The organism is Streptomyces albus subsp. chlorinus, from assembly GCF_013302895.1.
GTDB lineage: Bacteria > Actinomycetota > Actinomycetes > Streptomycetales > Streptomycetaceae > Streptomyces > Streptomyces chlorinus.
Genome location: NZ_VJOK01000001.1, coordinates 6,248,969 through 6,265,170, shown reverse-complemented (window position 1 = coordinate 6,265,170; position 16,202 = coordinate 6,248,969). Strand labels below are relative to the sequence as shown.

At 72.2% G+C, this 16,202-nt stretch carries 15 protein-coding genes and 1 pseudogene; 8 read left to right on the top strand and 8 right to left on the bottom strand.

Features of this window, described 5'->3' with window-relative positions:
• Positions 1-42: 42 nt before the first annotated feature.
• Positions 43-309 (bottom strand): WXG100 family type VII secretion target, encoded by a 267-nt coding sequence (locus FM076_RS27180; protein ID WP_173873518.1) that lies wholly within the window; start codon positions 307-309, stop codon positions 43-45.
• 214 nt (positions 310-523) lie between these two features.
• Between FM076_RS27180 and FM076_RS27175 the strand changes: the two genes are divergently transcribed.
• The 4 genes from FM076_RS27175 (at position 524) to FM076_RS27160 (ending at position 4,184) form a co-directional block, all read left to right on the top strand.
• Positions 524-1,342, top strand: coding sequence for an SAM-dependent methyltransferase (locus FM076_RS27175; RefSeq protein WP_173873517.1), 819 nt, complete (start codon positions 524-526; stop codon positions 1,340-1,342).
• A gap of 254 nt (positions 1,343-1,596) precedes the next feature.
• A complete protein-coding gene (locus tag FM076_RS27170) occupies positions 1,597-2,034 on the top strand; it encodes an SPW repeat protein (RefSeq protein ID WP_173873516.1) in 438 nt (145 codons plus the stop codon).
• A gap of 345 nt (positions 2,035-2,379) precedes the next feature.
• A complete protein-coding gene (locus tag FM076_RS27165) occupies positions 2,380-3,498 on the top strand; it encodes a YihY/virulence factor BrkB family protein (protein ID WP_173873515.1) in 1,119 nt (372 codons plus the stop codon).
• A gap of 140 nt (positions 3,499-3,638) precedes the next feature.
• Complete coding sequence (locus FM076_RS27160) at positions 3,639-4,184, top strand: AAA family ATPase (RefSeq protein WP_345945258.1); 546 nt, start codon at positions 3,639-3,641, stop codon at positions 4,182-4,184.
• 100 nt (positions 4,185-4,284) lie between these two features.
• On the opposite strand, the gene FM076_RS27155 is transcribed toward FM076_RS27160, so the two are convergent.
• Positions 4,285-4,851 (bottom strand): hemerythrin domain-containing protein, encoded by a 567-nt coding sequence (locus FM076_RS27155; RefSeq protein ID WP_173873514.1) that lies wholly within the window; start codon positions 4,849-4,851, stop codon positions 4,285-4,287.
• Between the two features lie 218 nt (positions 4,852-5,069).
• Between FM076_RS27155 and FM076_RS27150 the strand changes: the two genes are divergently transcribed.
• Positions 5,070-5,729, top strand: a complete 660-nt coding sequence (locus FM076_RS27150; RefSeq protein ID WP_173873513.1) for a HemK2/MTQ2 family protein methyltransferase — start codon at positions 5,070-5,072, stop codon at positions 5,727-5,729.
• A 142-nt stretch (positions 5,730-5,871) separates the two neighbouring features.
• Complete coding sequence (locus FM076_RS34235; RefSeq protein ID WP_345945257.1) at positions 5,872-6,150, top strand: CDGSH iron-sulfur domain-containing protein; 279 nt, start codon at positions 5,872-5,874, stop codon at positions 6,148-6,150.
• A 126-nt stretch (positions 6,151-6,276) separates the two neighbouring features.
• Here the strand turns inward: FM076_RS34235 and FM076_RS27140 are convergent, their stop codons facing one another.
• The 4 genes and pseudogenes from FM076_RS27140 to FM076_RS27125 all read right to left on the bottom strand — a co-directional run bounded on the left by FM076_RS27140 (position 6,277) and on the right by FM076_RS27125 (position 11,481).
• Positions 6,277-6,702 (bottom strand): SDR family NAD(P)-dependent oxidoreductase, encoded by a 426-nt coding sequence (locus tag FM076_RS27140; RefSeq protein WP_274598855.1) that lies wholly within the window; start codon positions 6,700-6,702, stop codon positions 6,277-6,279.
• Positions 6,703-6,812: 110 nt separating this feature from the next.
• The gene (locus FM076_RS27135) at positions 6,813-7,718 is read right to left on the bottom strand and encodes an SDR family oxidoreductase (RefSeq protein WP_173873512.1); all 906 of its coding nucleotides are present in this window, start codon (positions 7,716-7,718) and stop codon (positions 6,813-6,815) included.
• A gap of 273 nt (positions 7,719-7,991) precedes the next feature.
• A pseudogene (locus tag FM076_RS27130) lies at positions 7,992-10,242 on the bottom strand (catalase).
• A 228-nt stretch (positions 10,243-10,470) separates the two neighbouring features.
• Positions 10,471-11,481: a Rieske 2Fe-2S domain-containing protein gene (locus tag FM076_RS27125; protein ID WP_173873511.1), complete on the bottom strand. Its 1,011-nt coding sequence runs from the start codon at positions 11,479-11,481 to the stop codon at positions 10,471-10,473.
• Between the two features lie 258 nt (positions 11,482-11,739).
• Between FM076_RS27125 and FM076_RS27120 the strand changes: the two genes are divergently transcribed.
• Positions 11,740-12,156 (top strand): CBS domain-containing protein, encoded by a 417-nt coding sequence (locus FM076_RS27120; protein ID WP_173873510.1) that lies wholly within the window; start codon positions 11,740-11,742, stop codon positions 12,154-12,156.
• A gap of 229 nt (positions 12,157-12,385) precedes the next feature.
• The gene (gene qcrB, locus FM076_RS27115) at positions 12,386-14,086 is read left to right on the top strand and encodes a cytochrome bc1 complex cytochrome b subunit (protein WP_173873509.1); all 1,701 of its coding nucleotides are present in this window, start codon (positions 12,386-12,388) and stop codon (positions 14,084-14,086) included.
• Here the strand turns inward: qcrB and ctaF are convergent.
• Positions 14,031-14,420 (bottom strand): aa3-type cytochrome oxidase subunit IV, encoded by a 390-nt coding sequence (gene ctaF / locus FM076_RS27110; RefSeq protein WP_173873508.1) that lies wholly within the window; start codon positions 14,418-14,420, stop codon positions 14,031-14,033. The genes qcrB and ctaF overlap by 56 nt on opposite strands.
• 13 nt (positions 14,421-14,433) lie before the next feature.
• Positions 14,434-16,188 carry an aa3-type cytochrome oxidase subunit I gene (gene ctaD, locus FM076_RS27105; RefSeq protein ID WP_173873507.1) on the bottom strand — a complete coding sequence of 585 codons (1,755 nt, stop codon included), beginning with the start codon at positions 16,186-16,188 and terminating at the stop codon, positions 14,434-14,436.
• Between the last annotated feature and the right edge of the window lie 14 nt (positions 16,189-16,202).

The window sequence follows — 16,202 nt, the reverse complement described above, 5'->3', positions numbered from 1 at the left end:
GATGGCTGCGGCCTGCCGTTGCCGGGTAGCCCCGGTGGTGGGTCAGTTCGTGGCCGCGTTGACGTTGTCCGCGTTGGTCTTGCAGGCCTGACCGGCGTCGCGCAGCGTCTGCACGAACTTGTCGAAGGTCGGCTTCAGGCTCTCCCACTCGGAGCGGAACCTGTCGGCCTTGCCGCCCTTCCAGTACCCGTGGGTGTCGTTGCAGGCGCTCTGCAGGCTGCTGATCAGGCTCTCGAGCTGCCCCGCGTCACCGTCGAACTTGCCTCCAAGCTCCCGGAGTCGCTCGATGTCGGCACCGTTCATTCCCATAAGGAACCCTCCCCGTTTTCCGGCTCTGACACGTCTTGCAGCACGGTAACGCACTTGCCGCGCCACGGGGACCGGTTCGTGTCACAGCCCGGCGACAGCCGTGTGCCGCGACGGTCCCACCGGGTGCGCGGGCGATGATCTGGCGGCCGGCCGCCGCGTGCGTCAAAGTGGTTGTCCCCAGCGGAGGTTCAGGTCTCACCAGGAGTGTGCGCGTATGAGCCAGCAGGTTCCGGCGGGAGTGGGAACGCGGCCGCACACCGCGCGGCTGTACGACTTCTACCTCGGCGGCAAGACGAACTACGGGCCGGACCGCCATGTCGCGGTCGAGGGCCTCAAGGTGTTCCCCAACGCCATGATCGCGGCGCGCCAGAACCGGGCCTTCATGCACCGTGCCGTCCGCTATCTGGCGCGCGAGGCCGGCATCCGGCAGTTCCTCGACATCGGTACCGGCATCCCCACCGCTCCCAACCTCCACCAGGTCGCCCAGGAGGAGGAGCCCACCGCCCGGGTCGTCTACTCGGACAACGACCCGATCGTGCTCGCCCACGCCCGCGCGCTGATGACGAGCACCCCGCAGGGGGCGACCGACTACGTCGAGGCGGATGTGCGCCGGCCGGAGGTCATCCTGGAGCGAGCCCGCGAGACCCTCGACTTCAGCCGGCCGATCGGTCTGACCGTCATCGCCCTCTTCCATTTCATCGCCGACGAGGACGACCCGCTGGGCATTGTGCGGCACCTGCTGGACGCGCTGCCCTCCGGCAGCGCGCTCGCCCTCTCGCACGCCACCGAGGACTTCGACCCGGAGGGCATGCGACAGATCGCCGAGCGGTACCGGCAGGCCAATATGCATGTGCGCCTGCGCGGCCACAAGGAGGTGCTGCGGTTCTTCGACGGCGTGGACCTCGTCGAGCCCGGCCTGGCCGCCACCTGCGACTGGCGCCTCGACCTGGACACCGACGACGTGCCGCAGCTGCCCGGCATGGTCACCCCGGCGGAGGCCGGCGTCTGGGCGGGGCTGGGCATCAAACCGTAGGCCGGGCCGGTCCGCCACGGGCCGGCGGAGGCCCACAGAACACTGTTCACCGCCCCACGCCACCGCACTCGGCGCCTCATACGGCGAAGCGGGGGAGGCCGGACTTCCAGGGCTTTGCCCCCCCATCAATGAGAAATGTGACGTAAATCACACCACTCCGGGTGAATTCTTCCCTCTCACTGTTCACCCGGGTAGGCGGCGGGCGAGTTCGGATCGCCCTCCGCAGGCGCTCTCGGGAAGGGAGGAAGACCACCATGGCAGTGCCTACCACCGGCAGAAGCATCGAGCACCACCCGGACATCGTGGAGATGCGCGCCCGGTACGAGAAGGCCGGAACGACTCCGATGGCCCAGCTCGTGGAAGGGCTGAGCTTTCTCACGGGCCTCTACATCGCCATCTCTCCGTGGGTCGTCGGGTTCAACACGACGTCCACCCTGGCGGTGAGCAACCTCGTCGTCGGTCTGGCGTTCGCGGTGCTGGCGCTCGGGTTCGGGTCCGCGTACGAGCGGACGCACCTGCTCGGCTGGACGGCGCCGCTGCTCGGAGTCTGGGTGATCATCTCGCAGTGGGTGATCAACGGAGCGCCGGACACGACGTCGATCGTCGTCAACAACGTGATCGCGGGCGGTGTGGCGACGCTGTGCGGCCTTGCCGTCATGGGGCTGGCGACCATGGGCAAACGGAAGGCGTGACGTGACAGGAGTGGCAACTCGGACATGACACGCGCCTGAGCGCGGAACAGGAACGCGTGCGAGCGAGCGTGCCGGAAGGGCACGCACGGGACAGCGCGCGGTCAGGGAACGGGCGGAGCGGCGGTGCCGCTCCGCCCGTTCGTCCGCGTACCGCCCGCCGCCCCCTGCCGGGCCCGCCCTCGCCCCCGGGGCGCGCGTCACCGGATGGCGTCCTGCGCGTGCGGAGCGCGGGGCGCTGCGATTGGCTGTCACAGAGGTGTCCCTTCCGGTGCGGGTACGCGTACGGATACGGGGGACGAGGGCGGCAGGTGCCGCGCGGACGGCCAGGGAGGCGGCGCGAAGGGCATGGGCACGGGCACCGGTGACGGCGGGGGCAAAGGCGCGGGCGCCGGGCTGCGCCTCGACGCCTTCCAGAAGCGGCACCCCTGGGCCGGGCTCCCCCTCGCCGTCGCCTACAAGGTCTTCGACGACCAGGCGCTCTACCTGGTGGCCCTGCTGACGTACTACACCTTCTTGTCGATCTTCCCGATGCTGCTGCTGTTCGTCTCGGGGCTCGGTGCCTTCCTGGAGGACAACCCGGACCTCCAGCGGCGGCTGCTGAACTCGGTACTCAGCGAGTTCCCGGTGCTCGGGGACCAGATCAGGGGGCGCATCCACCCGTTCCGCAGCAACGGGATCGCCCTGGCCATCGGTGTGGTCGGCAGCCTGTACGGCAGTCTGGGGGTGGCGCAGGCCGCGCAGTACAGCCTCAACAAACTGTGGGCCGTCCCCCGGCGCATGCGCCATGATCCGTTCCGGTCGCGGCTGAAGGGCATGCTCTTCCTGATGACGGTGGCGGGCGGCCTCACGGTGACGCTGCTGCTCTCGCTCGCCGCCTCCGAGTCGCAGACCTTCGGCGCCGACCTGGGGGCCGGGATCCGGGCCGCGATCACCCTGGTGGCCGTCGCCGTCAACGCCGGGCTGCTGCTGGCCACCTACTCCTTCCTCACCCACCACCAGGTGGCCCTGCGCCACCTGTGGGCCGAGTCGGTGGCGGCGGCCTGCGCGTGGCAGGCGCTGCAGTGGGGCGGCGGGTACTACGCCACCAAGGTGCTGCGGGGCGCGAGCGCCACCTACGGCATGTTCGGCATCGTGCTGGGGCTGCTCGGCTGGATCTATCTGGGCGCTCTCATCTTCGTCCTGGCGGCCGAGGTGAGCGTGGTACGCGCGCACCGGCTGTGGCCGCGCAGCCTGCTGACGCCGTTCACCGACAGGGTGTGGCTGACCTGGGCGGACCGGAAGGCGTACGCCTCCTACGCCACCACGGAGACGTTCAAGAGCTTCCAGTCCGTCACCGTGGAGTTCGACCAGCGGCCTCCGCCGGGCGCGCCGCCGTCCGGCGGCCGGCCAGGGGACGGCACGAAGAAGGACGCGCCCGGCTCCGGTACGGCGGGGCCGGACGCGCCCGAGGAGGAGCCGCCCTGAGTCCCGCCCCGCCCCCGGCGGGGCGGCGGGGAGGGGAAGTCGGTGGTCCGGCGGAGGGGGGCTGCGTACACTGCCGTCGGCCTGTCCCGGGGCCGGAGGGCGGGCACGCACCTGGTCCGGAGAGAGCTGGAGGGGAAGTCGTGGCGGGGACGACGGGGTGTCTGGTGCTGTCGGGGATGCCCGGCGCGGGGAAGTCCACGGTGGCACCGCTCGTCGCGGCGCACCACGCGCGCGCGGCGCACATCAGCGGGGACGTGCTCTCCTACATGGTCGTCCGGGGCCGGGCGGGGCCGGTCTCCGGCGGAGAGGAGTCCAGGCGGCAACTGCGGCTGTGCTTCCGCAACATGTGCGCGCTGGCGAACAACTTCGCCGACAGCGGGATCTTCCCCGTCCTGGAGCACCCGGTGGGCACCAGGGAGGTGCTGGACCTCCTGGTCACCGAGCTGCGCCCGCGCCCGGTGCTCTTCGTCACGCTGGCCCCTCCGCTGGAGGTGTGCCGCAGCCGGAACGCCGCACGCCCGGCCGGACAGCGCGTCGCCTACGACGTCGCGCCGTACTACCAGGAGATGCGCCGGGAGCTGGAGGGTGTCGGCTGGTGGCTGGACTCCTCGCAGCTCGACCCCGAGCAGACCGCCGCCCTGATCGCGGCCGAGGCCCCGGCCAGGGCGGCCCTGCCGGTGCCGTAGAGCGCCGGTGCCGTAGTCCCGTGGATCCCGGCAGGGCCGCCCTGGCGCCCGGGGCGGCGCGGGCGCTCGCCGTCGGGGGACTCGCCCGCCTGCCCGCCGGTCAGTCCTTCTCCTTGCCGCGTCCCGAGAGGGCGTCGCGGATCCGGTCCACGAGCCCCGCGCCCGGGGCGAGGAGCTTGTTGGCGGGCGGCTGCTGCGGGCTGTGGGGGTGCGGGCGGGTGGGGGCCGTCTTCTTGGCGTGCCGGACCTTGTCGCCCAGCTCGGCCAGCTCCTGGGGCGGCACGGCCTCCCGCAGCCGGGGGAAGAGGGTGCCCTCCTCCTCGCTCACATGGGAGCGGATCTCGTGGATCAGGCTGGTCAGTGTCCGGTCGAAGGACGGATCGCCGGATTCCAGCCCCTCCAGCTCCTTCATCAGCCGCTCGGCGCCCCGGTGGTCCTCCAGCTCCCTGTCCGCGAGGGTCCCGCCGCCGGGGACGTGCGCGCGGACGGCGGGGTACAGATACTCCTCCTCCGCGACGGAGTGCCGCACCAGTTCGATGGTGGCCTGGTCCGCGTAGAGCTTGCGCTTCTCGTGGCCGGGCGGCAGCGCCTCGATCTTCGCGAAGAGTTCCTCGACCTCGCGGTGGTCGGTGGTCAGCTCGTCGATCACCGTTCCTCCGTGTCCCATGGCTTGTCTCCTCGTCTCGCCCCGTCTCGTCGGTCGGCACCGGGTTGCCCGTCCTGCGGCCGGCTAACGTCCCTGGTGGACGAACGGCGTCGGCGACATCCCTACGAGAGCCCTCAGCGGGCTCCAGAGCGCTCTCCGGCGGTCTCGGGTCGGCGGCCGGTCGGCTCCGGTCGGCTCCGGCAGCGTTTAGTGGGCGCTTTCCCTGGAACCCCGGTCACGTGTGGCTCCTGAGACCTCCCGGGGTGTACGCACCCCAGGGTGATTCCGAACTGCTGCTCCAGGCGCTGGCCGGAGCATCCGTGCCCCGCGGGGCACGCATGCTGGACGTGTGCACCGGCACCGGCGTCGTGGCCCTTGAGGGCGCCCGCCTCGGTGCCGCCGAGGTGCACGCCGTGGACGTCTCCGCACGGGCCGCTGTGGCGGCCGCGTGGAACGCGCGGCTCCGGGGACTTCCGGTCCGCGCCCACCGCGGTGACTTCCTGGAGCGCGCCACGGGCCGCTACGACATCGTCACGGCGAACCCGCCCTACGTCCCCTGCTCCGGCACCGGTCGGCGCGGCGGACGGCGGGCCCGCGCCTGGGACGCCGGACCGGACGGACGCAGCCATCTCGACCGGCTGTGCGAGGCCGCACCCCGCCTGCTGACCGACGACGGGGTACTGCTGCTGGTCCACTCGGCGCTGAGCGGTCCCGCACGGACGCTGGAGATGCTGGAGCGCGGCGGTCTCAAGGCCTCGGTGATCGCCCGCCGCACCCAGCCCTTCGGCCCCGTACTGCGCGAGCGGGCCCGCCTGCTGGAGGAACGGGGGCTCGTCGCCCCCGGACAGCGACACGAGGAACTGGTGGTCATCCGTGCCGACACCGCCCCCTCCCTCTGACGGGAGCGCCCCCGCGCACGACGAGGATGCGGACACCGCCGCCCACGGGGACGCCACCGCCCACGGGGACAGGGACACCCCTCGCGGGGACACCGCTGATGGGGAGGCCCCGCGCCGTGACGTAGGCGGCGCCCGGCGGCGCGTGACGCTGGAGCAGGGCGGGCCCGTCCTGGTGGAGGGGCCCGTGGAGGTGCGCCTCGACGACGGCCGCACCGTCACCTCGGACCGCTTCATGGTGGCCCTGTGCACCTGCCGCCGCAGCCGCACCTACCCCTGGTGCGACACCAGCCACCGCCGCCGCACCCGCCCTCCGGCCACGCCCCGGGCACCGCGGCCGGAACATGCGCATCGGCCGGAACGGCCGGAGGGTGGGAACGCCGCGAGGAGCGAGCCGGACCGGAACGCGGACCAGGACGGGTGAGCCCCCGCCTCGTGGTCTCGTGAGCGTCACCCCGCACGCGCTCCCCCGCCCTCACCGGGTGTCGGTCCGGGTCCCGGTCTCACCGGGGTGCCGCCCTCACCGGGTGTCGGTCTCACCGGGTGTCGGTCAGGCGGCGGCATTGCTCACCAGGATGTTGAGCCCGCCCAGCTCCCGCGCGGTGCGGTGCACGGTCTCACGGCAGACCTCCTCGTCCTGGAGGTCACCGGGCAGCAGCAGGCACCTGCGGCCCACCGCCTCGATCTCCCGTCGGGTCTCCTCCGCGTCGGGCTGTTCGTAGGGCAGGTAGCCGATGGCGACGTCGGCGCCCTCGCGCGCGTACAGCAGGGCGACGGCACGGCCGATGCCGGAGTCACCGCCGGTGATGAGCGCGACCTTGCCCTCCAACTTGCCGGCCGGCTTGTACCGCTCGGCGCGGTAGCGGGGCCGGGGCCGCATCTCGGACTCCAGGCCCGGCGGGTCCTGCTTCTGCTTCTCGAAGGGCGGCAGGGGTTCGGCGTCGATCTGCGGGGTGTCCGGCTTGTCCTCCGGCATCGTGCTGGCTCCTCTTGGGTTCGGTCACAGGACACGCCCCGGGTCGCCCGCGCGAGGCGGGTTCACACCCCCGGCCGGGCCCCGGACGGTGGCCGCCCGCCGGGGCGCGGTCAGGGCAGCGGGGTACCGCCGGTCGCGTTGAGGATCTCGGCGGTCACGTAGTTGGCGTCCTCGGAGGCGAGGAAGACGTAACCGGGCGCCATCTCGGCGGGCTGCGCGGGCCGCTGCAACAGGCTCTTGGCACCGAACTGGCTGGTGTCCGGCAGCGTCGAGGGGATCAGCGGCGTCCACACCGGGCCCGGCGCCACGGCGTTGACGCGGATACCGCGTTCGGCGAGGTTCTGGGCCAGCCCCTGGGTGAACGTCACGATGGCGCCCTTGGTCATCGCGTAGTCGAGCAGGTGAGGCTTGGGCTGGTACGCCTGGACGGAGGTGGTGTTGATGACGCAGCCGCCCGCGGGAATATGGGGCAGCGCCAGCTTGGTCACCCAGAACATGCCGTAGAGGTTGGTGCGGACCACCCGGTCGAACTGCTCGGTGCTGATGCCGTCGATGCCCTCGGACTGCGCCATCTGGAAGGCCGCGTTGTTCACGAGCACGTCGATCCCGCCGAACTCCCCGGCGGCCCGCTCCACCAGCCGCCGGCACTCGGCCTCCTCCCTGATGTCGCAGGCGACCGCGACGGCGCGCCGTCCGGCCTCCTCCACCAGCCGCGACGTCTCGCGGGCCTCGCTCTCCTCCTCGGGCAGATGACCGAACGCCACGTCGGCGCCCTCGCGGGCGAAGGCCAGGGCGACGGCACGCCCGATACCCGAGTCACCGCCGGTGATCAGGGCACGCTTCCCCGCAAGCCGTCCGCTGCCCCGATAGGTGCGCTCCCCGTGGTCCGGGCGCGGTTCCATCTCCTCCGTGTCACCCGGATGGGTCTGCTCCTGCTGCTGCGGATACTCCGGCTTCGGATGCTTGTCGGCGGGGTGCCCGCCGCCCGGCTGCTCGCCCTTGGCTTCTGCGCTCATGAGTCCCTCCTTCTGAAAAGTGCGTGTTCCGGCCGCTCTCGCGGCCATGTGAGCGGCCCCGGCCGGCGCCGGGCGGCCACGGCGAGGCGACCACCCGGGTGCCAGGCGGCCGGGCGGTCCCCGCCGACCGGCGACAGGCGGCCCCCGCAGCGCAGCGGCCCGGCGGCCCGGAATCCCGGCGGCCCGGCCCGACCCCACGCTCCGGCGACCCGACACCCCGGCAACGCCACCCTCCAACCCGACGGCCGGACGGCCGTCCGGCCGTCCGTCCCGTCAGGTGGTGGCGGTCGTGCCGGGAGGGAAGCGGTCCCAGACGCGGTGCCGGGTGAGCAGCTCGGTGACCTGGCCGAGGACGGTGCCGGGGTCGTCGGACACCACGACGCCGGGCGCCTCCTGGGGGCAGCCCGCGGCGGCGAGCACGTCGGCGCCGCCGCCCCACGCGCCGAGTGCCTTGGCGTGCCGGTACGCCTCGGAGACGAGCAGCAGCACGCGGGGGTCGATGTTGCCGCCGCCCCCGCTCACGCCCGCCTTGACGTCCCGCGCCCCGTAGGCGTCGGCCCCCACGGGGGGGCGCCGAGGCGATCAGGAGGGCGTCGAACTCGATCGAGCGGGCGTTGGCGAAGGTCCGCTGGACTACGACGGGGCCGCCGCCGCCCGCCAGTTCGCCGCCGTGCGGGGCGATGACGAGGGGCACCATGCCGCTGTCCTGGACGGTGGAGCGCAGGGTGCCCAGCGCCGCGAGGTCGCTGTTCTCGTCGGCGACGATGCCGATGATCCGGCCGTCGGTCGGCCAGGTGCGGCCGAGCTGGGAGAGCGCCGGGCTGGGCTGCACATCGGGCAGCGGGCCCGAGGGTTCGGGCGCGGGCAGTCCCAGTCCGGCCGCGACGCCGGCGCACAGCTCGGGGTCGATGTCGGCCAGGATCCGCAGGTTGCGCTCCTTGATGGACTGCTCGTAGCACTTGCTCAGCTCGAAGGTGTACGCGGCGATGACGTGCTCCCGCTCCACGGGGCTGAGGCTGAGGTAGAAGCGGCGCGGGTGGCTGGTGTGGTCGGCGAAGGAGGCCGGGGCCTTCCGCACCTTGGACGACTCCGGCACGGTGACCGGTGTCTCCACGTACGCGCCCTCGCCGGCGGCGGCGAAGAACGGGCAGCCGGCGTCCAGGGAGTTGGGGTGGTAGGGGGCGACGCCGCTGTGCACGGCGGTCTGGTGCATGCCGTCGCGCAGCATGTCGTTGAGGGGGGCGTGCGGCCTGTTGACGGGGATCTGCGCGAAGTTGGGGCCGCCCAGCCGGGTGATCTGGGTGTCGATGTAGGAGAAGAGCCGTCCGGCCAGCAGCGGGTCGTCGGTGATGTCGATGCCGGGCACCAGGTGGCCGGGGTGGAAGGCGACCTGCTCGGTCTCGGCGAAGAAGTTGGAGGGGTTGGCGGTCAGCGTCATCAGCCCGATGGGCTGCACCGGCGCCCACTCCTCGGGCACGATCTTCGTCGGGTCCAGCAGGTCGATGCCCTCGAAGGTCTGGTCGGGGGTGTCGGGGAAGGTCTGGATGCCCAGTTCCCACTCGGGGAAGGCGCCCGCCTCGATGGCGTCGGCCAGGTCGCGCCGGTGGAAGTCCGGGTCGACGCCGCCCGCGATCTGCGCCTCCTCCCACATCAGGGAGTGGACGCCCAGTTTGGGCTTCCAGTGGAACTTGACCAGGGTGGTGCCGCCCCGCTCGTCCACCAGGCGGAAGGTGTGGACGCCGAAGCCCTCCATCGTGCGGAAGGAGCGCGGGATGGCGCGGTCCGACATGGCCCACAGGGTGTGGTGGGTGGCCTCGGTGTGCAGGGAGACGAAGTCCCAGAAGGTGTCGTGGGCGCTCTGTGCCTGCGGGATCTCCCGGTCGGGGTGCGGTTTGCCGGCGTGGATGATGTCAGGGAACTTGATGGCGTCCTGGATGAAGAAGACCGGGATGTTGTTGCCGACCAGGTCGAAGACGCCCTGCGAGGTGTAGAACTTGGTGGCGAAGCCCCGGGTGTCCCGTACGGTGTCCGCGGAGCCCCGGGAGCCGAGCACCGTGGAGAAGCGTACGAAGACCGGTGTCTCGACGTCCTTGCCGAGGAAGGCCGCCTTGCACAGGGACGAGGCGGTGCCGTAGCCGCGGAAGACGCCGTGCGCCCCCGCGCCGCGTGCGTGCACCACCCGCTCGGGGATCCGCTCGTGGTCGAAGTGGGTGATCTTCTCCCGCAGATGGTGGTCCTGGAGCAGGACGGGCCCGCGCTCCCCGGCCTTGAGGGAGTGGTCGGTGTCGTACAGCCGCAGGCCCTGCGCCGTGGTCAGCCTGCTGCCCTTCTGGGCCAGCGCGGTGGGGTCCACGTCGACGTGGCCGCCGGTGGGGGTGTGGACCTCGGGACCGGACTGGTCCTGTTTGGGCGGCAGTGGTTCGCGCGGGGTGGTCGGCTCCTCCACCGGGGGTGTCTCAGGGCTGGGACGGCCGGGGATGAACGGTTCTCCCTCGTGCTGGTTGTCGTGCTTCGGGCCGGCCATGGGACCTCCAAGAGCGAGTGGGACGGACCACCGCAGGGGTAACCGGGCCGCCCGTCGCCGAAACGGGAGGTGTCCGAAGTGACCGCCGATGCCCCAGGACCGCCGGGCGGGCCGGCGGTCACGGGCCGGAGGCCGGGAAGCCGGCCGGCAGACCCGGAGTCCGGGAGCCGGCGGGCGGGGCCGGGGCCCGGAGCCGCGGGCCGGGTGTGCGGTGGGCGGATGCCGGGGTCAGTCCGCGTCCGGGAGGCACACCTCCAGCACGCCGTCGCGCACCCGGGTCTCGAAGCAGGGCTGGGGTGCGGTGGCCGGGCCGGAGACGTTGGTGCCGTCCGAGAGCCGGAAGGTGCTGCCATGCCAGGGGCAGGTCACGCAGCCCTCGGCCACCGTGCCGTCGGACAGCGGGCCGGACTGGTGGCTGCACCGGTCGGCCAGCGCCCGGACGCCGCCGGAGGGCTCCCGGTAGACCAGCAGCGGCACCTCGCCGAGCATGGCGCGCTCCGCCTGTCCGACGGGGAAGTCGTCCACCTTGCCCACCGGGTGCCAGCCCTGTGCGACGAGGTGGGGGACGGGCTCGGCCTTGTTGGGGCCGACGGCCTGACGGTAGGCCAGGTGGCCGCCGATCAGCCCGCCGAGTCCGGCGGCGGTCAGCCCGGCGAAGCCCAGCATCCTGCCCCGGTACTCGCGGCCGCGTGCCCGGGCGGCCAGGGAGGCGGTGTAGAGGCCGAGCGCCACCGTGTTGGCGGCCGCGTGCACCAGCCCGGTGCGCAGTTGCGGCTTGTGCAGTTCGGCCCAGTCCACCGCGCCGCTCGCCGCCGCGGGGATCGCCGCCAGTACGCCGGTGCCGATCAGGATCCGGCTGGCGCGCCGGGTTCCGGGCAGCAGGTCCAGGACGCCCGCCGACATCCAGGCACCGATGGGGAGCTGCACCAGCGCGGGGTGCAGCGGGTGGCCCAGCCACCGGCCGTGGAGGACGTCCCGCAGGCCGCCCAGCGGGAGCTTGTGCACCGCGTTCTGCAGCGGGCCGATCGCCGGGTCGAGGGCGCGCTTCCTGCCGAGCGCGTCGAGCGGTCCGGTGAGCGGCAGGCGCTCCAGGCCGTCCTCGACGGCACGGACGGCGCGGGGGCGCTCCAGCACCTCGTAGCCGTCCTTGTGGCCGTCGGGGCTCGGGTGGCCGTGCCGGGTCGCGCTGTTGTCCTGGCCGAGGTCCTGGGTCGGGGTGTGGCTCCGGTTCGTCGACATACCGCTCCGGTTGCCACGCACGGGCGCGGACAAACGGACCGGCCCGCGTACCCACTCCGTCGGCTCCCGCAACCACCCCCCTCGCCGGGCCGCCCCTCTCTCGGCCGCCCCCTGGTCCTGGTCCGGCCCTGCCCGCCCGCTCCCCCGGCGGCCGTGGCGGGGGTGGTCCGTTTCGGGGCGGCCGGCGCGGGGGACCCGGGAGGGGCCCGTTGAGCGGTTCGTCCATTCCGAATCCGAACCTCGTGGAGAGGAGCCGAGATGACCACGGCACGCGAGATCATGAGCCCCGGCGCCGACTGTGTGCAGACCGACCAGACGGCGGCTGACGCGGCGGCGCTGATGACGGAGCTGGGCGTGGGGGCGCTGCCCATCTGCGGCAAGGACAACAAGCTCAAGGGCGTGGTCACCGACCGTGATCTGGTCGTCAAGGTGCTGGGTCCGGGCCGTGATCCCGCCTCCTTCCCCGCGGGCAGCCTCAACCAGGCGGAGGCCGTCACCATCGGTGCCGACGACAGCGCCGAAGAGGTGCTGGAGACGATGGCGGAGCACAAGGTGCGGCGGTTGCCGGTGATCGACGGGGACCAGCTCGTCGGCATGGTCGCGCTCGCCGACGTGGCCCGTTCGCTGCCCCACCCGGAGGTCGGCCGGCTGGTGGAGGTCATCTCCTCGGACTGAGGCCCCGGGCCCGCCCGCCCGCGCTCACGGCGCGGGTTGCGGCGCCGGCTCCGGAGCGGGTTCACGCGTCCGTCCCGCCCGACGGCGGCTCCCGCGTACCGCACGGTGCGCGGGAGCCGCCGTTGGTGTGCGTGCGTCCGGGCGTTGGAGGCAACCGGGAGCGCGGGGTGTTTGACGGCCGGGTCGCGGGGGACTGAGGAATCCGGTCTTCGTCGAGGGAGGGCACCGCATGGGACACGCACGGGCCCGGGCCGCACGCCGGGCCGCGCTGCGCAAGGCCGCCGAGCGGGGGTTCCGCGCCGCCGACGACAGACTGCCGGTGGCGGCGGGCGGGCGGGTCCTGCTGCGCAAGGCGTTTCCCGAGCACTGGTCGTTCCTGCTGGGCGAACTGGCCCTCTACAGCTTCCTCGTCCTGCTGCTGACGGGCGTCTACCTCACCCTCTTCTTCGACGCGGACATGACCCAGGTCCGCTACGCCGGGCCGTACGAGCCGCTGCGCGGCCATCTGGTGTCCACGGCGTACGCCTCGACGCTGGAGATCAGCTTCGAGGTGCGCGGCGGGCTGCTGATCCGCCAGGTGCACCACTGGGCGGCGCTGATCTTCCTGGGCGCGATCGGTGTGCACATGCTGCGGATCTTCTTCACCGGGGCGTTCCGCAAGCCCCGGGACGTCAACTGGCTGCTGGGGATGACGCTGTTCGTACTGGCGCTCGCCGAGGGCTTCTCCGGCTACTCGCTCCCCGACGACCTGCTCTCCGGCATCGGGCTGCGCATCGCGCAGGGCATCATGCTGTCGATCCCGGTGGTGGGCACGTATGTGGCGCTGTTCGTCTTCGGCGGCCAGTTCCCGGGCGACGAGATCATCGAACGGCTGTACCCGCTGCACATCCTGCTGCTCCCGGGGCTGCTGGTGGCGCTGGTGGTGGCGCACGTGGTCCTGGTGGTCGTCCTCCAGCACACCCACTGGAGCGGTCCGGGGCGGACGAACAGGAACGTGGTGGGGCACGCCATGGTGCCGCAGTTCGCCGCCCGCTCGACAGGACTGTTCTTCATGGTGGCGGGGGTGATCGCGCTGCTGGGCGCGGTGGCGCAGATCAACCCGGTGTGGGACTACGGCCCCTACACCCCCTCGCAGGCCTCGACCGCGGCGCAGCCCGACTGGTACGTCGGTTTCCTGGAGGGCTCCCTGCGGCTGATGCCGCCCTTCGAGACCAACCTGTTCGGGCACACCGTGATGTGGAACGTCCTGGTCCCCGCCGTCATCCTGCCGGGGCTGCTGTTCCTGCTGCTGTACGCGTATCCGTTCTTCGAGCAGTGGATCACCGGCGGGGACGAGACGCCGCACGTGTGCGACCGCCCCCGCAACCGTCCTGTGCGCACCGCACTTGGGGTCGCGGGGGTCACCTTCTACGGCGTCCTGCTGCTGGCCGGCGGCAACGACGTCATCGCGCACACCTTCGACGTCTCCCTGAACGGGCTGACCTGGGGGTTCCGGGTGGCTCTGGTGCTGGCGCCGCCGGTGGCGTTCGCGCTGACGCGGCGGCTGTGCCTGGCCCTGCAGAAGCAGGACGCCGAACGGGTGACGCACGGGGAGGAGACCAGCCGGGTGCGGCAGTCGCTGGAGGGCACCTTCAGCGCCGACCACGACCCGCTGCCGCAGGGCGAGCGGTTCCGCCTTGCGGCCCAGCGCTTCCCCCGCCCGCTGGAGGCCAACCCCGGGGCGGCGCGCGTCGCACGGCTGCGGGCCGCGCTCAGCCGCTGGTACTACCAGGGCGCCGTCTCCCCGGCGTGGCAGTCCCTCGACGGCCAGCGCGAGCGCGCCCAGGCCGCGCTGACGGGCGCCCGCCCGGAAAAGCCCGCCGCACGGCGCCGGATCAGTGGTCGGTCCGCGCGTACTGGAACACGAATCCGCACACCGCGCCGCCGGTGACACCCGCCCCGATGATGAAGAGCCACAGGCCGAAGACCGTCCCCGTGCCCAGCAGCGCCACGCCGAGCGCGGTCATGGCCGGCCACGGGCTGCGGGCCGGGAAGAAGTCCAGCGGCCCGCCCCGCTCACGGATCTCCCCGTCCCTGCGGTCCTCGGGGCGTACGCCGCGGCGCCTGTACTGCACGGCGAGAAAGAAGGAGACCAGTGCGGCCATCAGGCACGCGATGAGGACGGCGGCCGTGCCCGCCGGGTCGGCGGAGTAGAGCGCGTAGGGGATGGTGACGGCGGCGAAGAAGAGCGAGACGCCCGCGAACAGGATCGCTTCGAGCTTCATGACCGTGCCCCCTTCATGACCGTGTGCCCTTCGTGGAGGTCGTCCCCTGCGTGGGGGCCGTCCCCTTCCTGGGTGGCCGCTTGGACGCGGGGTCCTGCATGCCGTGCGTCCCCTCCCCCGGCGGCTCGTCCGGTTCCGCGGGCCGCACACCGGCGCTCTCCGGGGCGCCCGGCGCGATGATCACGGCCCCTTCCTCGGCCTCCGGGTGGTGCACCCAGAAGGCGGGTGAGTCGGAGCGGATGGTCGGCAGGGCCTCGAAGTTGTGCCGGGGCGGCGGGCAGGAGGTGGCCCACTCCAGGGACCGCCCGAAGCCCCAGGGGTCGTCCTCGGTGACCTTCTCCGCGTGGGTGGTCGTCCACCACACGTTGTAGAGGAACACCAGGGTGGAGACGCCCAGCAGGAAGGCTCCCAGCGAGGAGACGGTGTTGAGCACGGTGAAGCCGTCGGCGGGCAGGTAGTCGGCGTAGCGGCGGGGCATGCCCGCGGCGCCGAGCCAGTGCTGCACCAGGAACGTCGTCTGGAAGCCCACGAGGGTCAGCCAGAAGTGGACCTTTCCCATGCGTTCGCCGAGCATCCGTCCGGTCAGCTTCGGCCACCAGAAGTAGAAGCCGCCGAACATGGCGAAGACGACGGTGCCGAAGAGGACGTAGTGCAGGTGAGCGACGATGAAGTAGCTGTCGGTGGTGTGGAAGTCCAGCGGCGGGGAGGCGATCAGTACGCCGCTGAGGCCGCCGAGGAGGAAGGTGACCAGGAAGCCGATCGCCCACAGCATCGGCGTCTCGAAGGAGAGCGCGCCCTTCCACAGGGTGCCGATCCAGTTGAAGAACTTCACCCCGGTCGGCACCGCGATCAGGAAGGACATCAGGGAGAAGAAGGGCAGCAGCACGGCGCCGGTGACGAACATGTGGTGGGCCCACACCACGGCGGAGAGCATGGTGATGGCCGCCGTCGCGCCGACCAGCCCGATGTAGCCGAACAGCGGTTTGCGGCTGAAGACGGGCAGGATCTCGCTGACGACCCCGAAGAACGGCAGGGCGACGATGTAGACCTCGGGGTGCCCGAAGAACCAGAACAGGTGCTGCCACAGGATCGCGCCCCCGTTGGCCGCGTCGAAGATGTGCGCCCCGAACTTGCGGTCCGCCTCCAGCGCCAGCAGGGCCGCCGTCAGCACCGGGAAGGCGAACAGGGCGAGGATCGAGGTGAACAGCACGTTCCAGGTGAACAGCGGCATCCGGAACATCGTCATGCCCGGGGCGCGCAGGCAGATGATGGTGGTGATGAAGTTGACGGCGCCCAGGATGGTGCTCATCCCGGCCACGACCAGTCCCATGGCCCACAGGTCGCCGCCCGTGCCGGGGCTGTGGGCCGGGCCGTTGAGCGGCGCGTACGCGAACCAGCCGAAGTCGGCGGCCCCGCCCGGGGTGAGGAAGCCGCTGACCACCATCAGCCCGCCCAGCAGGTACACCCAGTAGGTGAAGGCGTTCAGCCGGGGGAAGGCCACGTCGGGCGCGCCGATCTGGAGGGGCATGATCGCGTTGGTGAACCCGGCGAACAGCGGGGTGGCGAACAGCAGCATCATGATGGTGCCGTGCACCGTGAACAGCTGGTTGTACTGCTCCTGGGAGAGCAGCTGCATCTCTGGGCGTGCCAGCTCGGCCCGCATGGTGAGGGCCATCGCGCCGGCCGCGAGGAAGAAACAGAACGACGTGACCAGGTAGAGATTGCCGATCACCTTGTGATCGGTCGTCGTCAGCCACCGCAGCACCATGCCGCCGTCTCCCT

What these genes read in the sequence shown, in the direction of transcription:
- FM076_RS27175 (WP_173873517.1), top strand. Translation starts at nt 524, where the DNA reads ATGAGCCAGCAGGTTCCGGCGGGAGTGGGAACGCGGCCGCACACCGCG.
- ctaF (WP_173873508.1), bottom strand. Translation starts at nt 14,420, where the DNA reads ATGAAGCTCGAAGCGATCCTGTTCGCGGGCGTCTCGCTCTTCTTCGCC.
- FM076_RS27170 (WP_173873516.1), top strand. Translation starts at nt 1,597, where the DNA reads ATGGCAGTGCCTACCACCGGCAGAAGCATCGAGCACCACCCGGACATC.
- FM076_RS27120 (WP_173873510.1), top strand. Translation starts at nt 11,740, where the DNA reads ATGACCACGGCACGCGAGATCATGAGCCCCGGCGCCGACTGTGTGCAG.
- qcrB (WP_173873509.1), top strand. Translation starts at nt 12,386, where the DNA reads ATGGGACACGCACGGGCCCGGGCCGCACGCCGGGCCGCGCTGCGCAAG.
- ctaD (WP_173873507.1), bottom strand. Translation starts at nt 16,188, where the DNA reads ATGGTGCTGCGGTGGCTGACGACGACCGATCACAAGGTGATCGGCAAT.
- FM076_RS27155 (WP_173873514.1), bottom strand. Translation starts at nt 4,851, where the DNA reads ATGGGACACGGAGGAACGGTGATCGACGAGCTGACCACCGACCACCGC.
- FM076_RS27125 (WP_173873511.1), bottom strand. Translation starts at nt 11,481, where the DNA reads ATGTCGACGAACCGGAGCCACACCCCGACCCAGGACCTCGGCCAGGAC.
- FM076_RS27135 (WP_173873512.1), bottom strand. Translation starts at nt 7,718, where the DNA reads ATGAGCGCAGAAGCCAAGGGCGAGCAGCCGGGCGGCGGGCACCCCGCC.
- FM076_RS27165 (WP_173873515.1), top strand. Translation starts at nt 2,380, where the DNA reads ATGGGCACGGGCACCGGTGACGGCGGGGGCAAAGGCGCGGGCGCCGGG.
- FM076_RS27180 (WP_173873518.1), bottom strand. Translation starts at nt 309, where the DNA reads ATGGGAATGAACGGTGCCGACATCGAGCGACTCCGGGAGCTTGGAGGC.
- FM076_RS27140 (WP_274598855.1), bottom strand. Translation starts at nt 6,702, where the DNA reads ATGCCGGAGGACAAGCCGGACACCCCGCAGATCGACGCCGAACCCCTG.